This is a genomic window from Gracilibacillus phocaeensis, from assembly GCF_900626275.1.
Lineage (GTDB): Bacteria > Bacillota > Bacilli > Bacillales > Amphibacillaceae > Gracilibacillus > Gracilibacillus timonensis.
Genome location: NZ_LR131144.1, coordinates 977,802 through 997,141, shown reverse-complemented (window position 1 = coordinate 997,141; position 19,340 = coordinate 977,802). Strand labels below are relative to the sequence as shown.

20 protein-coding genes are annotated in these 19,340 nt (G+C 40.5%); all 20 read right to left on the bottom strand.

The window, feature by feature from the left end; translation table 11 throughout:
• Positions 1-178: 178 nt before the first annotated feature.
• Entirely contained in the window at positions 179-982 is an 804-nt protein-coding gene (locus tag E0E32_RS12610; protein ID WP_066193253.1) for a ComEC/Rec2 family competence protein, read from the bottom strand.
• A 124-nt stretch (positions 983-1,106) separates the two neighbouring features.
• Positions 1,107-3,731, bottom strand: a complete 2,625-nt coding sequence (gene dinG, locus E0E32_RS12605; RefSeq protein ID WP_066193251.1) for an ATP-dependent DNA helicase DinG — start codon at positions 3,729-3,731, stop codon at positions 1,107-1,109.
• 166 nt (positions 3,732-3,897) lie between these two features.
• Entirely contained in the window at positions 3,898-4,281 is a 384-nt protein-coding gene (panD, locus tag E0E32_RS12600) for an aspartate 1-decarboxylase (RefSeq protein ID WP_066193247.1), read from the bottom strand.
• 11 nt (positions 4,282-4,292) lie between these two features.
• Positions 4,293-5,168, bottom strand: coding sequence for a pantoate--beta-alanine ligase (gene panC, locus E0E32_RS12595; protein ID WP_130859876.1), 876 nt, complete (start codon positions 5,166-5,168; stop codon positions 4,293-4,295).
• A 2-nt stretch (positions 5,169-5,170) separates the two neighbouring features.
• Positions 5,171-6,007, bottom strand: a complete 837-nt coding sequence (gene panB / locus E0E32_RS12590) for a 3-methyl-2-oxobutanoate hydroxymethyltransferase (protein ID WP_066193245.1) — start codon at positions 6,005-6,007, stop codon at positions 5,171-5,173.
• Positions 6,008-6,019: 12 nt separating this feature from the next.
• Positions 6,020-6,997 carry a biotin--[acetyl-CoA-carboxylase] ligase gene (locus E0E32_RS12585; protein ID WP_066193244.1) on the bottom strand — a complete coding sequence of 326 codons (978 nt, stop codon included), beginning with the start codon at positions 6,995-6,997 and terminating at the stop codon, positions 6,020-6,022.
• Positions 6,987-8,171: a CCA tRNA nucleotidyltransferase gene (locus E0E32_RS12580; protein WP_066193242.1), complete on the bottom strand. Its 1,185-nt coding sequence runs from the start codon at positions 8,169-8,171 to the stop codon at positions 6,987-6,989. The genes E0E32_RS12585 and E0E32_RS12580 overlap by 11 nt, the downstream gene beginning before the upstream one ends.
• Positions 8,164-9,294 carry an N-acetyl-alpha-D-glucosaminyl L-malate synthase BshA gene (gene bshA, locus E0E32_RS12575; RefSeq protein ID WP_066193241.1) on the bottom strand — a complete coding sequence of 377 codons (1,131 nt, stop codon included), beginning with the start codon at positions 9,292-9,294 and terminating at the stop codon, positions 8,164-8,166. The genes E0E32_RS12580 and bshA overlap by 8 nt, the downstream gene beginning before the upstream one ends.
• A 20-nt stretch (positions 9,295-9,314) precedes the next feature.
• Positions 9,315-9,716, bottom strand: coding sequence for a methylglyoxal synthase (gene mgsA, locus E0E32_RS12570; protein WP_066193239.1), 402 nt, complete (start codon positions 9,714-9,716; stop codon positions 9,315-9,317).
• A gap of 11 nt (positions 9,717-9,727) precedes the next feature.
• A complete protein-coding gene (dapB, locus tag E0E32_RS12565) occupies positions 9,728-10,528 on the bottom strand; it encodes a 4-hydroxy-tetrahydrodipicolinate reductase (protein ID WP_066193237.1) in 801 nt (266 codons plus the stop codon).
• Positions 10,521-10,871 carry a nucleotide pyrophosphohydrolase gene (locus E0E32_RS12560; RefSeq protein WP_066193236.1) on the bottom strand — a complete coding sequence of 117 codons (351 nt, stop codon included), beginning with the start codon at positions 10,869-10,871 and terminating at the stop codon, positions 10,521-10,523. The genes dapB and E0E32_RS12560 overlap by 8 nt, the downstream gene beginning before the upstream one ends.
• 104 nt (positions 10,872-10,975) lie before the next feature.
• On the bottom strand, positions 10,976-11,650 hold the full coding sequence (locus E0E32_RS12555; RefSeq protein ID WP_066193235.1) for a sporulation protein YpjB: 675 nt from the start codon (positions 11,648-11,650) through the stop codon (positions 10,976-10,978).
• A gap of 71 nt (positions 11,651-11,721) precedes the next feature.
• Positions 11,722-12,303, bottom strand: a complete 582-nt coding sequence (gene lhaT, locus E0E32_RS12550; RefSeq protein WP_066193233.1) for a lipoprotein heptaprenylglyceryl N-acetyltransferase LhaT — start codon at positions 12,301-12,303, stop codon at positions 11,722-11,724.
• Positions 12,304-12,487: 184 nt separating this feature from the next.
• Entirely contained in the window at positions 12,488-13,285 is a 798-nt protein-coding gene (locus E0E32_RS12545) for a menaquinol-cytochrome c reductase cytochrome b/c subunit (protein WP_066193231.1), read from the bottom strand.
• Between the two features lie 26 nt (positions 13,286-13,311).
• Positions 13,312-13,986: a menaquinol-cytochrome c reductase cytochrome b subunit gene (gene qcrB, locus E0E32_RS12540; protein WP_066193229.1), complete on the bottom strand. Its 675-nt coding sequence runs from the start codon at positions 13,984-13,986 to the stop codon at positions 13,312-13,314.
• An 18-nt stretch (positions 13,987-14,004) separates the two neighbouring features.
• Positions 14,005-14,535: a QcrA and Rieske domain-containing protein gene (locus tag E0E32_RS12535; RefSeq protein ID WP_066193227.1), complete on the bottom strand. Its 531-nt coding sequence runs from the start codon at positions 14,533-14,535 to the stop codon at positions 14,005-14,007.
• Between the two features lie 176 nt (positions 14,536-14,711).
• Complete coding sequence (locus tag E0E32_RS12530) at positions 14,712-15,176, bottom strand: DUF2487 family protein (RefSeq protein ID WP_066193225.1); 465 nt, start codon at positions 15,174-15,176, stop codon at positions 14,712-14,714.
• A 330-nt stretch (positions 15,177-15,506) separates the two neighbouring features.
• Positions 15,507-16,064: a ReoY family proteolytic degradation factor gene (locus E0E32_RS12525; protein ID WP_066193223.1), complete on the bottom strand. Its 558-nt coding sequence runs from the start codon at positions 16,062-16,064 to the stop codon at positions 15,507-15,509.
• Positions 16,065-16,222: 158 nt separating this feature from the next.
• On the bottom strand, positions 16,223-17,494 hold the full coding sequence (locus tag E0E32_RS12520) for a tetratricopeptide repeat protein (protein WP_066193222.1): 1,272 nt from the start codon (positions 17,492-17,494) through the stop codon (positions 16,223-16,225).
• 545 nt (positions 17,495-18,039) lie between these two features.
• On the bottom strand, positions 18,040-19,332 hold the full coding sequence (gene aroA, locus E0E32_RS12515) for a 3-phosphoshikimate 1-carboxyvinyltransferase (protein WP_130859872.1): 1,293 nt from the start codon (positions 19,330-19,332) through the stop codon (positions 18,040-18,042).
• Positions 19,333-19,340: the final 8 nt, after the last annotated feature.

Here is a 19,340-nt window from a genome sequence, read left to right as displayed (position 1 = left end):
CTTTGAATAACAGGACAGGAGCAGACGACGAGTACCGAACTCGTCGCTCTACACACCATCTCAGCAAATGAATCTTTTTCCTTTATCCCATAATACCTCTTTCCTTATTTTGATGGACTTTCAGCAATTTTTCAACTAATAACAACAGTTTTAGCAGAAAAAATTTGATTTTATTCTCTTAAGCATTGACCGCGCTATTCCCTGTTAATATTTCATAATCCCGGCCAGTCAAACGGACATAAACGGAGCCTGTTTGCTGTAAAAAATAAACATCGATCCAGGTAGCACTTAATCGTTCCACTAAGGCATCACTTATTTCTTCCGTTTGACTAGGAAATATCACACATAAATAGGGATCCAACCTTGCTAATAATTGCTCTGACGGCGAATTAACACTGCCAAAGTCTGCAATTTTGATCATATCCACATCCTGTACCAATTGCAGCAGTCTTTTTTCCATCATTTCCCCATGATGGTTTAAAAACAAGATGGTTTCTTTTTCATAGTGGAGGAGAAATGAAATATTTCCTTCCTCCGATTGATCAAATGCCTCCATATTTAAGTTATCCCAAATAGCGTAGTTTTGAGACAGGTTCCATTTTTCCACCTTTTGTGAATCGATACGAGCTGTTTCAAAGGAGATGGGCACTACTATTTTTTTCACTTGATAATGATCGATGAGGTAGTCTAGGTTACCAGTATACGCCTCATCAGGATTTGTAATAATAACCCAGTCCAACGTATCAATATTTAAACGGCTTAACATTTGATAAAGTTGTTTTTGACTACGCTCTGACGCCGTATTAATCAGGACATTTTCTCCTTTAGCATTCGTTAACAAGCTGGCTTCTCCATCTGGTAAATTCATAAATAGCATATCCATCTCACCTTCATCGAGCTTAGGGATCGATGGTATGGAAACCGCATTGGCCCCCATCAACAAGAAAACAAGGATAAATAATCCATATATTTGGTATTTCATTGTGGGACCTACCTTCTACAGAATATGATGAAGCTCCAAGCATTTTATGTCCCATATAAGAAGCAGCATAACATAACTCATTTGGAGCGTTCTCTATCCGTTAGGTTTTCACAATGACGTATTATTATCCTTCCCTACTAATTCGTTCAATCAATTCTTCGATCGGTTCGTAAAAGACTGGAATATCTGGTACCGAATCAATAAATGATTGGCCATAACGTTTGGTGATTAACCGATCATCGAATACCAACACACTCCCCTTATCCGTATGTTTACGGATCAACCTGCCGAATCCTTGTTTAAATTGAAGAACAGCCTGTGGTAAAGATAATTCCCGAAAAGGATTTTTCCCCCTCGATTTTAGATAAGCTGATTTCGCTTGAAAAATCGGATCTTGCGGGGATTGAAAAGGTAATTTCACAATAACTAGGCAAGACAAGTCATCTCCTGGAATATCCACGCCTTGCCAATAGGCATTCGTTCCCAACAAGATCGATTGATCAAACCCTTGAAACTGCTTGATCAAACGATTCCTGCTTCCGGTTGTAAGACCTTGACCGAGCAGCAAATAATCTTGAAGCTCTTCCACTTCCTTCAGTATATAATAACTTTTTTTCAACATATCATAAGACGTGAATAATACCAATAATCGCCCCTTGCTTTGTACGGCAATCGAGACGATGGCTTCATTAATCGCATACAGAAAAGCCTCGTTTTTCGGATATTGAAACGCCGGTAAATTATTGGGAATCAATAATTGTACGTTTCGTTTATAGTCAAAATACGGATCCATCACATATTCTTTGACCTGGCTGGAGATAAGACCGAGTTTTGCTTTCATATAGCTAAAGGATCGATTCATGGTCAAGGTAGCACTGATTAAAATGACGGATTCTTTTTGAGAAAATAAATAATCTTGGAGCTCTTCTTGCACAGAAAAAGGCTCTTGTTGGATATAAACGGCATTCTCGGCTCCCTGAGGGTCAATTTCCAGCCAAGTGATCGATTCATTGGTTTCTTGAAGCAGTAATTGACGGATTACCTCTTTATATGCCGTCAGTTGCTGCTGTGTTTCTTCATCAAAAAACGGAACCAATTGGTCAAGCAGTAACATCACCCGTTTGGTGGCATCTTGATAGTCGATTCGAGCCTGATTGTCCCATACGGCTTTGAGTCTGCCTATATCAGATACCATACGCCCTTGTTTATTTTTTGCTTGCACATACTGAAATAACTGTCTAAAAAAGAGATCCAATTCGTATTTGCACGTCTCAATTGATTCGCTTAACCATATATCTTGCAATGTTTGTTTTTCTAATGGATGGAAAAAAGCAGTTATTTCTACATAGCTAACCGATGCTCCCAGATAATTGGCGGCTACTTCTTCCAGTTGATGTGCTTCATCCACCACTAATTTCTGGTATGACGGCAGGATGTCGTATTCAGATAACATATCAATGGCCAGCAAGGCGTGATTAGTAATGATAACAGACGCCTGATCAGCTTGTGCCAGCGTTCTCTCATAGAAACAATAACCTTGCCAAGCAGGCTGTAATCTCTGGTGTTGGCTCACTAATTGGTATAACGCGGGTTGTTTATGCAAAGAGAATTGCAATTCATCGATATCGCCTGTCGACGTTTCCGTTAACCATACCAATATCATGGCCTTAAACATGCGATCTTGATAGGAAGATCGGCTCTTGTCTTGGTAAAATTGTTCAAAATTCTGTAAGCTCAAGTAATGATTCTTTCCCTTAATGATCGCCGCACGAACCGGAATTCCAAGCTTTTTCATATCCTGTTCCAACAGCTGTGACTGGAGATTGGTATTATTTGTGCTAACAACTACTCGATGATGAAAAGACAGGGCTTCATAGATCATTGGAATTAAATACGCAATCGTCTTCCCTAATCCTGTTTCAGCCTCGATTAAAGCATGCTGATTCATGCGAAAATGATCAAAAACAATATTACTAATTTCTGCTTGCCCTGGCCGCTCTTCATAATCCGAGTTGGTCTCGGCTAAATAACGGTAACAGTCTTCTGCAAAAGCGGCGAAATCTTCCGTGATCACCTGTTCCTTTGGTGTGGTTTGTGCCATCTTCTTCATGGAAAAGCCTCGATATGTTTCCATATCAGATCTGTCTGCATATTGATCGATCTCTTGATGGATGATCTGCCAGTCCGAACGAAAACCAGACGACAGGGATAGAATTTGTTGTATCACGTTTTGCGGTAGGTGCTGAAATTTATTTTTTAAAAGAAGTAACAGATCAGCTGTCACCAGGGCATCTGATAAAGCACGATGCGGATTATTGTGAGTAATTTGCAAATACTCGGCCAATTCATTCAGCTTATAGCTTGGTGCCTGTGGCAATAGAATTCGCGCTAATTCCACTGTATCGATCACGTACGGGGTTCGCTTCTGCTTTCCCGCCCGAATAAGCTCGCCATTTAAAAAGGATAAATCAAACGGAGCATTGTGAGCCACAAATACCGCCCCTTCCAGTAAAGGCTCCACTGTCTCGATGATATCCTCAAAAATAGGCTGGTCAACGACGTCCTGATCTTCAATTGAGGTAAGCTGGGAAATAAACGCTGGAATTGGTTTTTCAGGATTTATTAACTGCATATATTGCTGGGTAATTTGGTCGTTTTCAATTACCACTATCGCTATTTCAATCATGCGGTCACCTTTTGGGACGGATTGTCCCGTTGTTTCCACATCCACTACAACATATTTCTGCAAAGGATCATCTCCGCTTCTTGATTATGTACTATACTCCATATTACCAGAAAAACGATTCCGTTTTGCTTTCTGATAAGGATAGGGATCTCCATGGAGACCAAACAACAGGTCGCTTCCCTGTAAACACATGACGAAAGAAACTCTTATCAGCACAGGATAAGAGTTTCTACAGACGTGTGAGAGGCGGTTCTTGCTGTAACATTTGTTCTACTTGATTCTTTTCATCTAGTATCGCCACTTTAGGCTGGAAATCCGCCAATTCTTCTTCTGCAACCATCGCATAGGCCACCACAATAATGACATCATGAGGCTGAACCTTTCGTGCAGCCGCACCATTCAAACAGAATACTCGGCTTCCTCTTTCCCCCGCAATCACATATGTTTCAAAGCGTTCGCCATTATTATTATTAACAATCTGCACCTTCTCATGTGGCAAAATATCGACATGTTCCATAATTTCTTGATCAATCGTAATACTGCCAACATAATCCAAATTAGCTTCCGTCACTCTCGCTCGATGAATCTTAGACTTCATCATCGTTCGTAACATGATGATTCCCCCTAAAAAATAACATCTGGTATCTGACCACGTTCATCCATAATGATATTATCAATCAGCCTTGCTTGCTTAAATTGAACGGCTGCGGCGATAATGACTTGACCTTGAACCATTTCCAATGGCTGCAAGGATGGATAGGATAATATTTCGACATAATCAATGATACCATTTGTTTTTTGATGGATTCTTGTTTTCACTTCCTCTATTATCATAGCAGGATTTCGGTTGCCGTCAACCATTAGTTGCCTTCCCTTTTGCAAGGATAGATAGATCTCTTTTGCTTCCTGTCTTTCTTGTTCGCTTAAATAGACATTTCGGCTGCTTTTCGCTAATCCATCTGTTTCTCTAACGGTAGGAACTCCCACCATTGTCGTTTCGTAGTTTAAGTCTGTTACTAAAGCGTCGACAATGGCCGCTTGCTGGGCATCTTTCAAACCAAAATAGGCGAAATCGGCCTTGGTGAGATGAAATAACTTCGATAAAACAGTCACAACACCATCAAAATGACCCGGTCGAGACTTACCGCAAAGCACATCTGTCCGTTTTTCCACATGTAATCGAATGGTGGGTTCAGCTGGATACATCTCGTTTATCGTCGGCATAAATAAGTAATCTACCCCATGTTGCTTTGCCAGTAATAAATCGTGAACTTCATCTCTTGGATATTTATCAAAGTCTTCATTTGGTCCAAACTGCAAAGGATTGACAAAAATACTAGCGATCACGAAATCAGTATCTTGTTTGGCATTATCGATTAATGTTGTATGTCCTTCATGGAGATAACCCATCGTTGGCACAAAACCTATCGTCTGTTGTCTAGCTTTGATTTGTTCGGTTACTTGTCTTATTTCTGCTACGGTTCGTATTACCTGTGTCATCATTAATCCTCCAACAGTAATTCTTCGATCAGCTGCGGATCCATTTGAAAAGAGCTGGACGCATCTGGAAATGTGCCTGCTTTTACCTCTTGTTGATAGTGCTGCAAGGCGGACTGAATATCGTTACCCGTCTCATGATACACCTTAACAAATGACGGTTTAAAATCTGTACCATACTGTAAGATATCATGATAGACTAATACCTGACCATCACAATCCTTTCCTGCACCTATACCAATAGTTGGGATCGTCAGCTGTTCAGAAATATATCGCGCCAGCTGTTCTGGGACACACTCTAATACAACTGCAAATGCACCGTTTTCTTCCAGTTTAAGGGAGTCTGCAATTAACTGTTTGGCTGTTTCTTTATCTTTTCCTTGGACTCGGTAACCACCCAGAGTATGCACTGACTGAGGTGTTAACCCTATATGTCCTACCACTGGGACCCCTGCTTCTGTCAATTTTTTAATAGTGGTTAATGTATCCGCAGCTGCACCTTCCAATTTCACTGCCTGTGCCTTTGTCTGCTGGATAAGCTGTTGGGCATTCTCCATTGCCTTTTCAACTGACAGATGATAAGACATAAATGGCATATCAATAACGGTAAATGTATCCGTTGCTCCCCGAGTTACTGCTTTCCCATGGTGAATCATATCATTCATGGTAACATTGATGGTGGAGCTATAACCTAATACAACCATCCCTAAGGAATCTCCTACTAACAGCATGTCCATCCCCGCTTGTTCCGCTAGTTTGGCATTGGGATAATCATAAGCGGTCACCATCGAGATTTTTTCCCCTTTTTCCTTCATTTGTTGGAACGTCATCGTATTTTTCATCTTTTTCACTCCTCACCAGTCTATTTCGGCGCTATAAATCATACGTTGTTTGCCATTCTCTGTCTTAACAAGCAATGCCCCATCATGATTAATCCCTTCGATTTGGGCCTCGAATACATCATGATGCTGCTTAATTGTAAGGGTTTGATTCAATCTATAGGCATGTTGCAGCCATTTCTGCTTCACCTCATCAAAGCCGTTATTTAAATAACGCTGATAGGCATATTCAAAATCCTTCAAGATGGCTTGTATGATCGTTGAACGATTCCAATACTGCTTAGTTTCCATCTGTAAAGAGGTGGATCTGTCCTGGAGTCTCTCTGGAAAATCCTCACTTGTTTGATTCACATTAATGCCAAAACCGATGACTAAATAGTTGATTGCTTCTAACTCTGCTTGCATTTCGGTCAGAATACCACAGATTTTCTTGCCATTTATAAATAAATCGTTTGGCCATTTGATTTCGATACGTTGATCTGTCAGCCGTTCCAAGGTTTCTACCAAGGTGACCGCAACAAACAGGGTCATCTGTGAGGCTTGATATGGGGGTATATTGGGCCGCAGCAACAGGCTTAGCCAGATTCCACCATGATTGTTGGATTCCCATACCCGTTCCATCCTGCCTCTACCGGCCTGTTGGAAATTAGTCAAGACGACGGTTCCATGGGGGTAATCCTTGCGTGCCAACTCATGAGCCAAATCCTGTGTCGATGGCATTTCCTCTTGAAAGATGATGGTTTGACCAAGCCAATCAGTCTCAAGTCCCCATTGAACTGTATGATCATTCAACGCAGTCGGTCTGGCTAATAAACGATATCCCTTCCGTGGCACCGATTCAAATTGATAACCGGCCTTTTTTAACTCATTAATATGCTTCCAAACAGCCGTCCTGGAAATGTTTAATTGATCAGAGATAGCCTGTCCTGAAATATAATCATCGGCATGATTAGCCAATATGGTTATTAATTGCTGTCGCTTATTAATTGCCATGCTTTAACCACTCTCTTATTGTATCATAATCATTCACTATTTCTTGTAGCACGATCGCTTTCTCTAATACCTCTAATTGCTCTCGCAGCCAAGCACCACGTGGTCGATTCGGGAAAAATTGCTGTAAATCCTTTCCGTCTACTGCCATCTCTTGTCTGATCTTAATCGGCAATTGCTCTTGATAAGAGGCAATATCTTTAGCAGTTAAATCAGAAAAACCTAATCTAGTTAATAATTGTAAAAAATCATCCATTAATGCGTTCGGTAATTGATAAACCGTCCATTCGATCGGTTCATGCTGAAACGACTGATAAAGGTGCACCAATAGTTTGCTATCCTTTTTGACTTGATTGGATAATTTCCATTCCCGCACCCAATCGGTAACAGAAGAATTGGGACAAGCAATATCCATATAGGCAATCCAATTGGCCCATCCAGTAAAAGGCTGATCCACTGTCGCAAATAAACGGTGCAAAGGCTGGTTATCAGTGAATACCGGCAAGTAACGGAGTAAACCTGATTGAAGAAGCCCTTCTTTTGCGTGAGAAAAGTAATCGCCTGTCATCATCTTCTCCCACTCTATCGCCAACCGTTCTACCGCAATGTGCCGTATAAGATGGGCATGTGCTCGCATAGCAGTCATGGTATTCTCCGCAATCGCAAATCCCAGTTGCGCCTGAAAACGTATCGCACGCATCATACGCAGCGGATCCTCTTGAAAGCGATCGGCTGGATTGCCTACCGTACGAACGAGACGTCGCTGCATATCGGTCTGCCCACCAAAGGGATCAATAATCGTTTGAAAACGGTCCATCGCAATGGCATTGATCGTAAAATCTCGTCTACTTAAATCGGTTTGCAATTCCGTGACAAATCGCACCTGATCCGGCCGACGAAAATCACTATAACCAGACTCCGTTCGAAAAGTGGTTAGCTCAAACGAGAGACCATGATGCCTAACAAGCACCGTACCGTGTTGTATACCGGTTGGCACCACCTTAGGAAATAATGCCTGTACCTCTTCTGGCTTTGCGTCGGTTGCGATATCCATATCACCAATCTTGCGATGCAGCAAGGTATCCCTTACTGCTCCGCCAACGATATAACCTGCAAAACCTGCCTGCTCCAGTCTTTCGATAATTTCTTCTGCTCGTTTAAAAAGTTCCTTACACATCATCTTCACCAAGCACACGTTGATAGATGGTTTCATATTCCTGACAAACCTTTTCCGAGGAGAAGGTTTCTTTGACTCGCTGCTTCGCTTTCTCTGAAAATTGCAGCCATTTATCATCATCTTGTAGCAGTTCGATTGCTCGACTGGCAACCGCTCTGATATCACCCATCTCTTCGATATAACCATTTACCCCATCTTCTATCACCTCAGGAATACCTCCTACATTGGTACCAATACATGGGACACCACAAGCCATTGCCTCCAATAACACTAAGCCAAAACTTTCCTTCTCTGATAAAAGTAATTTCAAATCGGCCACCGATAAAAGCTCAGGTATATTCTTTTGCTTTCCTAAAAAATGAACGACATGTTCAAGGTTAAGTTCACGCACAAGCTCATGCATTCTGGCATTTTCTGGTCCATCACCAATTAGTAATAGTCGAGATGGCACCTGATCATAAATCAGCGCAAATGCCTTGATGACATCCTCCATTCTCTTGACCTTACGAAAGTTAGAAATATGAACCAGCACCTTTTCATCAGCAGGTATCTGATATTCTTCTTTCCAGTTCGTATCACGTGGATAGTAATCTTCTTCATTAATGAAGTTATACACCACATCTATCGGTCGCTTGATTGCTAACATTTCCTTGGTCTGCCGAACCAAACTTTCTGAGACTGCGGTAACAGCGTCTGATTGTTCAATACCAAATTGAATCATCTTCTTCAAGCTTAAATCAATGCCTAATACGGTAATATCTGTACCGTGTAAGGTCGTTACAATCTTAACCGGATGTTCCGCCATCTGTTTAGCTAAGATGGCACAAATCGCATGTGGTACGGCATAATGGGCGTGAATAATATCCAGCTGTTCGGTATCAATGACCTCTGCTACCTTAGTTGCCAGCGCTAAATCATAAGGCGGATATTGAAAAACAGGATAATGATTCATTTCCACCTCATGAAAATAGACATTCTGATAATACGAATCCAGCCGATATGGCACACTAGAGGTAATAAAATGAATCTCATATCCTTTTCTAGCTAGCATTTTCCCTAGTTCCGTGGCGATAATGCCAGAACCTCCCACTGAGGGATAACAAATAATACCTATTTTTAACATATTTAAACCTACCTAGCCTATTATTTTGATTCTTTAAGATTACGCCAGTCAAAGAACCCCGCATCGAGGGCACGAATCAATACCTCTGCTCCTCCAGTATTAGTAACTAATGGTATCTGATAAACATCACACAAACGCATCAATGCACTGATATCCGGCTCATGCGGCTGTGCTGTCAATGGATCGCGAAAGAAAATCACCAAATCCATTTCGTTGTTAGCAATCCTTGCCCCGATTTGCTGATCGCCGCCTAATGGCCCCGACTGAAAACGATGAATCGCTAACCCTGTCGCTTCTTGAATCTTGGTACCTGTTGTACCTGTCGCAAAAAGGGTATGCTTTTCTAATATATGGCTGTATGCAATCGTAAAATTCACCATATCTGTTTTTTTCTTATCATGGGCAATCAATGCTATATTCATGTTAATCGCTCCTACTCCATTATATTTTCTAAGCCATATACCAAAATATCTAATGTCATCACTTGATCAATAGCTAATTTAACCCCTGTCATGAAAGATTTCCGGTCAAAAGAATCATGCTTAATTGTTAAGTTTTCCCCAGCGGAACCAAATACTACTTCTTGATGAGCCACAAGTCCTGGCAGACGCATACTGTGTATTCTCATTCCATCAAACTCTGCACCACGTGCACCCGGGATCGTCTCCTTCTCATTCGGATGCCCTTGTTTTTTCGCTTGTCTTTCTTCTTGGATCAGTTGTGCCGTTTTTACAGCCGTACCGGAAGGGGCATCCAGCTTGTTATCATGATGTTTCTCAATGATTTCTACATCCGGAAAATATTTTGCCGCCCATTTGGCAAATTGCATCATCAATACGGCACCTAATGCAAAGTTCGGTGCTATGATCACACCGACCCCTTCTTCTTCCGCCAAATCCGTTAGTTCGGTTAATTGCTCATCTGTGAAACCGGTCGTACCTACTACAGGGCGAACCCCATATTGAATAGCCGTTTTCGTATGTAAATAACCAAATTCAGGTGTCGTCAAGTCAACCAATACATCGGCTTCTACTGCTTGTAGACACGTAGTAATATCGGTGTAAATCGTGGCATCCAGATTAGGCAGTTCTTCAAATGAACGGATCTCTCTACCCTCGTATTTATGATCCAAACATGCCACTAGCTCTAAGTCAGCTTCCCTTTCTATCATCCGTAAGGCTTCACTTCCCATTTTACCTCGCGGACCTGCTACAATTACTTTTATTTTACTCATGCTTATCCTCCTGTTTGTCTATCTTTGTCCATCGCTCTTTATCCCTTGACTCTATTTTAGTCATCGTTTTCTCAAAGGCTTCGGTTAAACTGATTTGCTGTGAATTGGCGAAACAAATCATCACAAATAACAAATCACCCAACTCTGCTTCCATCGAGTTATCGGCCTCATCTATCTTCTTAGGCTTTTCTCCATATTGATGATTCACCTCTCGCGCCAGTTCACCAATCTCCTCAGTAAAACGTGCCAGCATACTTAACGGGGAGAAATACCCCTCTTTAAATTGGGAAATATAATCATCCACTCGCTGTTGCATCGCTTCCATGTTCTCTTTATTATACATTTAATCGCCTCCATTGACAAAATAAAAAGACAGATGTAAGACTACATCTGTCTTTTATCATATGGAATGTTCACCCTGTTTTGCAAGCGAAGAAGCTCCTTCATTTACATCTGTCGAACACGGCTCCTCTTCCAAGCAACATAGGAAAAACTAACCAGATAAGCACTAACAAGGGTGAAAATAAGCCATTTGGTTTGGGAAGCGTTCGTCTGTTTGATGGTTAAAGCATGCCATTGTTTCATTTGTCCAAAGACGGCTTGGAATTGCTCATGATCCATTATGGTTTGCTGCTTCTTTAGCCTTGTTACGACATCTTGATAGTTTTGGTACTGCGTATCTGTTAATTGCAGCTGTATGACAGGTGCTAGCAATTCTGTTTGATCAACAAGCCTTTCGATTTCTGCTGGATGTATTTCTTCTTGTTGCAACAATTGCTGTGTCTTTCGCTCAAATGCTTGCTGGTGTCTCAGCCATAATGGGGCATACCCATGCTCCAAGCTATCTGAAAGCACCACTAATTTTTGTATAGTTAACTGTTTTTCCTGATGACTAACGCTTTCATCTTCCAATATATTTATACTGTCCTGCAGCTGTTCTTGCCAAATAACAGGTTGATCCGCTACTGTTGGTAAAGCATAGAGCAAATCAAGGGCTACATCATATTCTTTCTCGTTTATTAATCGTTCCACTTCATTTACATCAACAGCGCTTGCCTTAACGGTCGTGACAGCAATTAAAACAACTCCTATTGCGAATAAAAAGGTAAGCACGGACTTCACGATTATCCCTTCTCCCCATTATCCTTTATTAAATGGTATGAGAGAATAGCTATAATTGTGCTTAATGATCCTTAGGCATCCACAAGTTCGTTTCTTTTGACTACCTGATGATAGGCCACAAGTAAAACCATCACAGACAACCAGAAAGTAAAGTAACCAATATGTTCCTGATAGCTCGTCAAACTGTAATAAATCGGCATCATACCATAGACATAGTCAATGATCTCGTTATGTAGTAACCAAATACCTGCAATGGTTAAATGTTTTAATTTAAAGGTATATAACGGTGCAAACAAAACAGCTTGCAAGGCCATTGCTCCATGTGAAGCGATCAACATATAACTTTGCCAGCTGATACTTCCTTCTATATAAAGGGTGAGTAAATTCATAATAACGGCCCAAATACCATATTTAATTAACGTCGTATACGCTAATGCCTCTATCGTTGGGGCTTTTTTACCCAGCAGCAGAACCAAAAGAAAGATGGTAAAAAACAAACTGGCCGTTGGACTGTCAGGTACAAAAGCCAGAAAAATAGCTGGTGTTTGCTGCAATTGGCTATTGTACCAGTAATATCCGTAAATGGTGCCTATTAGATTAATGAAAAATAATAGGGCGATCGTGATCGGATGGAATAGCAATTTCCTAATCATCTAATGGACTCCTTCTCTTCATTGGTTAACCCGGCGCGATCATTCAACAGCCCGCTTATATTCAGACTTAGATAATCGTATAGAAAACTTGGTAATAAGATGGCTGGTTATTTAAAAGAAACAGCCAAATATTTAGCTATCGTTAAAAACCCTCGCTCATTTTGGTTTGAGCGAGGGTACAGGATTATTCTTCTTCTGCTGCTTGTTCATTAACAGAGACGATGAATTCAGCTAGCTGCTGCAATTCTTCCTCTGAACCGTCAAATTGATCAGCTGGCATTGTTCCGATACCATTCACAGCAATGTCTTTTACTTCATCAACCGTATGCTCTGAACCAATTAATGCTGGAGCTGAACCAGTACCAGCCAAATCGTCACCATGGCAGTTTACACAACTGTTGGCTTGATATACCTCAAAACCAGGATCCGATTCATCAATTTCAACAGATGGCTGATCGTCTGGCCATACCGGTTGATTATTCTCTGCTTTTTCTTCCCAATTAACATGGGCAGCTGCTTCATATGTTAACCAAAATACAGCGATGAAAGCAAATATCATTAAACCTGTGGTGATCGGGCGCTTATGCGGACGACGTTCTTTCCCTTTATCAAGGAAAGGAGCCAAAAACAACGCACCGAAAGCTAAACCAGGCATAACAATAGCGCCAAGTACAAAGAACGACGCACTGGCAAATTTATATTTTAGTAATTGATATAAAAATAGGAAATACCAGTCCGGCAACGGCAGATAAGCCGTATCTGTTGGATCTGCCACTTTCTCAAGTGGAGCCGGATGCGCAACTACCAAACATAAAAAGCCAACCAGAAATACAGCTCCTGCTAACCACTCGGTTAATAGAAAGTTCGGCCAAAAAGCTTCCGTCCTGCCAGGATATTCTGAATAATCTTTTGGAATAAACTTCTTTTTATCGGCTGTGACCCGGGAATCACCGACAAACTTCATCCCTTTACCTCGTTTCAAAGCTATCCCTCCTTTATCTGCTTATTCTATAGTGGACCTGAAATACCTTGTTTTCTAATCATTATAAAGTGGATACCCATTAACACAAACAAAGCTGCCGGTAAGAAAAATACATGGATGGCAAAAAATCTTGCCAATGTTTGTGCACCTATAATACTTGGATCTCCATTTAGCAACGTCTTCGCCATTTCCCCAATAAATGGGACCCCTTCCGCAATCTCAAGCGTTACGACTGTTGCGAAATAAGCCTTGTTATCCCACGGTAACAAGTAACCGGTTAAACCTAAAGCAAGCATAACAAAGAAAATTAATACCCCAACCATCCAGTTAAGCTCACGTGGTTTTTTGTAGGCACCTTGAAAGAAAACACGTAAAGTATGTAAAAATAACATGACGATTACTACACTAGCTCCCCAATGGTGCATTCCTCTAACGATTTGACCATGCGCCACTTCTGTTTGCAAATAATACACAGAACGCCAAGCATTTTCAATATCCGGAACATAATACATCGTCAAAAACATACCAGACAGGATTTGAATAACGGTGACAAAAAACGTTAAACCGCCAAAACAATAAACAAACGCTGAAAAGTGATGGGCTGGATTAACATGTTCTGGCACTTCATGATCTGCAATATCTCGCCATAAAGGAGTTATGTCTACTCGCTCATCTATCCAATCATAAATCTTCTGTAGCATCTATTAAGCTCCTCCTTTCTACACTGGATCCTCATCTTGAGTTTGTACTGGATTCTCTGTTACGTCCCCAAGATACAAAGTTCCTTCTCTTACTTCCATTTCAAATAAGTCTAAAGCAGCATCAGGTGGCGTATCGGGAACGTTTAGACCGTTCTTGTAATAACGACCGCCATGGCATGGACAATAAAATTCTTCAGGAAAATCTTCACTACCATTCCAACTGACCGCACACCCCAAGTGTTTACACGTTGGTGATAAAGCAACAATCTCATCATTGCCGTCCATATAGACCCAAGCACTCTTGGTGGTATCTGATGTATACCATGCATCCACTTGTTCAAACGTCCAGTCGAAACGTTGCGGCTCCTCGGTAATCTCTGAAACATCGACTACTGCTTGCATATCGGTGCCTCCCGAAGCTTCTAATACTGGATCAATAGCAAATCTTACCATTGGTGCTAGCATTCCTGCTGCCATAAATCCCCCTACACCAGTTAACGTATAATTTAAAAATTGGCGACGGGAAACTTGTTGCTTTTTCTCAGACATTATTTACCCCCCTCTACAACATATTCCGACTTTACGGATTTTCATTATCATCTCTTATATATTACTAGGACATTACTATGATAGCGCAAACTGACGCTATGGTCAATAAAATCTATCTTTTTATCAATTTTTTATGTAGGAAAATGTCTTCAGCACTTGGTCATCTGAACAGGTCATTAAACATTCCAATAACTCCCGATTAATTCACTGATTTGACTTACTTGTTCCCCTACCCATTTCTTCGTGTAATCCGATTGGAAATCTTCTATGGATGTACTCGTAATCCATATTAAATTTCCATTTAACAAACGTTCATGTTTTTTCCAATTAACGTCGTGTGTAAGAAAAAATATATGTTGAAAATGTTCGTTGGACAACATGCTTGTCCAATCATTTAAACGCTCGATTTCTTGCTGATAGTCTGTATTATAGATATAAGTATAACTCGGAGTTAACAGTATTCTTCCCATAAATTGGCGTTCTAATTCATCGGAAATAATTTGTAACGTTTTCGTTTGATCCGCTAATTTAGCTGACTCTGATTCCGTCAGCAATTGAATGGGATCTAAAGGGATTAACAGCGTATCAATATATGGTTTTGATTGAAAAAAAAGGTGTATATCCTTCCTGTTCCATTGCATCTATTGTCCCCCCAATCTTGTTGCAGCTAATGAGTTTGTTCAGATCATTAGAAATAAATGACGCAACGAATGGCTGTGTTAACTTGTCTTTTCAATACCTATGATGTATAAACCTTGTAAAAGAGATTTTGCGGCAAGTGGACTGTTGCCAAACGTTTTTGTTACCTTTATAAGGTCAACATATATAGAAGAGATTAAAAAGAGTTGAAGTGGGGACAAGTTACTCCCCACTCGTAACTATTTGTTTTGTATTAATCGCTTTTGATAAGGTATTAATCGGAACATAAAACAAAACCCTTCAGCATTACATTTTTAAGCCCGTAACTATTCTTAATCCTTTTGGTATGACATACCTAATTTATTCAACTGATCTGTATAGTATAGAAATAATTGCTGGTCTCTCTCGTCCAAGGCATCGTTTATTTGCTGAAGTAATTTAACCCTTTGATATTCATAGATAGAATAATCCAGCCACTTCTCCATCACCTTTTTGTCGCTCCCAGTAAGAAAATAATCATCAGGGATAAAAGGATTATCTTCCAGTACTTTCATATAAGGAATACAACGTTTGACATTTTTAAAATTCAGTTGAATATACATCGGTTCTGTTGCATGTAAGCGAATATCATGGAATGATTTATCGGCATCGGTGGTTACAATATGTTTTTTGTAAAAACGAAAGGCAATCTCATTGGAACAATGTGTAGAAATAATCATGGCTCTTGGACAAAAACGTGCTTCTAATACAAAGTGAACCTGTTGTAATAACTCCTCATGGTTCAATAAGTAATTGAGTATCCAAACACTTTCCCGCTTTTTCAACTGATAATGACGCAGAAACCATTCAATAAAATCCTTTTTATCTTCTGTTTGCACCGAAGTTTCCAATTTATTATTCCCCTCCATTTTTATCGCTATGTAACTGTTTGTAAGACCCCCACTTCCAGAAAGAGGCAATACTCCTGTTTGTGTGGAGACTTAAAAGCCAGTAACGACCCGATTGGTTCAACTAACATTCAGTGCGGCACTGTAATGAAGTTTCCCTTTTATAAGAGAGTATCGCCATGTTGTTCTTTTAATCGTTCTAGATTTTGGGCAATATCGAAGTCCGAAGGTTCCAACTGTAAATACTCTTCAAAAACTTGAATAGCTTGATGAATATTGCCTTCTTCCACTAGGAAATAACCATAATCCTTTAAGAAATCCGTATCTTTATTTAATTTATTATATGCACTTTGATAGGCATTTAATGCCTCTTTAAACGCTTCTTCCTCATTATAAGCTTGTGCAAGTTCCCATGCGAAAATGCCATCCAGTTCTTCGACTTCCATTTCTATGGTTAATAATGTAATAATTTCTTGATAATCCTCTTGCGTTTTAAAGACTTCTATCAAGAAAAGCAATGCCTCTTGATATTCATTGTCAATCGATATAGCACGTTTCACCTGTGTGATAGCTTCATGATATTCTCCGGCCTTTAAGCAGATTTGTCCTGCTGTAAGACGCATTTCCTTATTGAGTGGATCCATTTCTACGCCTGTGATCGCCGTTTGATAGGCTTCATCCATCAGACCTTCCTGTTCATATGCCCTGGCGAGATACAAATAAACAGATGGATATTCTACTTCACCTTTCAATAAGTTTTCCCATGTTTTAATCGCAATTTCATACCGTTCTGATTTATAGGCCATAAAACCATAACGAAACAGTATATCAGGATCTTCTGTATCTAACGTTTGATAGTAGGCTAAAGATGTCTCAAATTCACCGTTTAACGCGTAAGCCTCTGCTAAACGGCTATCAATGTTTACATTAGCAAACTCTTGTGTCAGCTTACGCACATTTTCATAATAGACAATAGACTTGTGATATTCTCCTGCTGAGAAGAGTAATTCTCCTAAGGCAAAATCGATAATCGGCTCATCGGGTGCCATGTTTTTTGCCGCTAGCAATTTTTGTTCTGCTACTTCAAACAGTCCTTGCACCTGATAGAGATCGGCTAACTGGACTAATGCCTGCAAATAATTAGGGTTATCTTCTGTGATTTCATTTAAGAGGGTTATAGCTTGCTCATCTTGTTCGTTATCGGTCATAATATCTGCTAACATAATCTTTGCCTCGCCATTTTCCGGCTCAATGGCTAAAATTTCTTGCAGTACCTCTTCTGCTAGGTCATGATTTCCTAGGTCGACAAAAATTTGCGTAATTTCTAATTGCGTATTTACATCCGCCGTTTTTGCAGTATCCATAAGTAGCGTTAGTGCTTGCTCCACCTCGCCCCGCTGAATCATCTCTACTGACTGTTCAATGATATCCAATGGCTTCCACCTTTCCTTTACGTCTCATACTATAATGTAATTTTATCGAATTCGTGACAAACGAGCAACTCGAAGGACTTGATATTCTTTTGTTATTTTAAAACCGGACAAAACTCGCCTGTTCCTTTATTACTATATAAGTTGAACGTATAAATGTAACTAAAACGTGTGACTGGCAAGTCTTTGCTCGCATGATTTCCTGATAATACTTCGTTTGATCCATCATACCGCCTAAATGGATCAAGAGCATCTATCCGATATCAATGAGAAATTATTTCATTCCACTTATATCATAAGAAAATGCTGACTACCGATTCGTCCCAGGTCAAATCATTCCAAGTCCTATTATATCAAGGATTATAAACTGTCTTATCCGATTATTTCCACAGCACTTATTAGTGCAGACACACAATCCATTTTACTATATAGAATGAATCCGCTACTTTACATCATTCACTTTATTGGTACTATATTCAAAGGTGTTGTTATGGGCAACACGAAAAGCACCATGTTGAATAGCAGTTCCAACATGGTGTTTATTCGTTTTATTCCGCCAATAGTTTCTCTAAGTCTTCAAAAAAAGTTGGATAAGAAATAGCGATACATTTATCATCATGTAATGCAATCGGCTCTTCCGTTAAGAGAGAAGCGATGGCGATCATCATACCGATACGGTGGTCACCAAACGATTTGGTAACCCCGCCGTGAAGTGGTGTTTTTCCTTGGATGATCATGCCATCCTCTGTTGCCGTTATGTTTGCTCCTAACTGAGTTAAGGTACTTACAACCGCTGCGATTCGATCAGTCTCTTTAAAACGCAACTCGGCTGCATCCTTAATAATCGTCTCCCCTTGCGCCTGTGTGGCAAGTAAGGCGATAATCGGGATTTCATCTATAATACTCGGAATAATGTCTCCTTCAATAACCGCATGATTCAAGGAAGAAGATTGGACGTGGATATCGCCGATCGGTTCTCCACCAATAACTTTTGTTTTGGTCATTTCAATGGAAACCCCCATCATGTTTAATACATCCACAATTCCCGTACGAGTCGGATTCAACCCTACATTTTCTACCGTTAGACTGCTATTAGGTACGATAGCTGCGGCGACTAAGAAAAAAGCGGCAGAGGAAATATCTCCTGGCACTTCGATATCACAAGCGTGCAGTGATTTATTTCCCTCAATCGAAACCTTGGTACCGTCAACCCTCACATCCGCTCCAAATGCCTGCAGCATGTTTTCCGTATGGTCACGAGTTTTCGTTTCTTCTTCAACGGTTGTTACCCCATTTGTCAACAAACCTGCTAACAAAACTCCAGATTTAATCTGGGCGCTTTTGACAGGTGGATGAAAATGAATGGGATGCAATTGCTGACCACGCACCGACATCGGCAGCAGCCTGCCATTCTCTCGCCCATCGATAATGGCTCCCATCTCACGCAATGGATTCGCAATTCGGTCCATCGGTCTTTTAGATAAAGATTCATCACCATATAAGGTAAAGTGAAAAGGAAGTCCAGCAAGAACCCCTAATAAAAGCCTTGCTGTTGTTCCAGAATTCCCAAGATTAATCGGTTGAGATGGCTCTTTCAAGCCGGAAACGCCTTGTGACTGGATCCTCACGGTATTATTCTCACGCTCAATGGATACTCCCATCCCTTGGAATGCAGCAATCGTGGATAAGCAATCTTCACCTGCCAGAAAGTTTGTAACAGTTGTCGTACCTTCGGCAAGTGATCCAAACATAATCGCTCGGTGCGAAATCGATTTATCTCCTGGAACAGCTATAGAACCTGCTAATCTCTTTTGCTCATATGATAATAGCTTTTGTGACAAGGTCCACC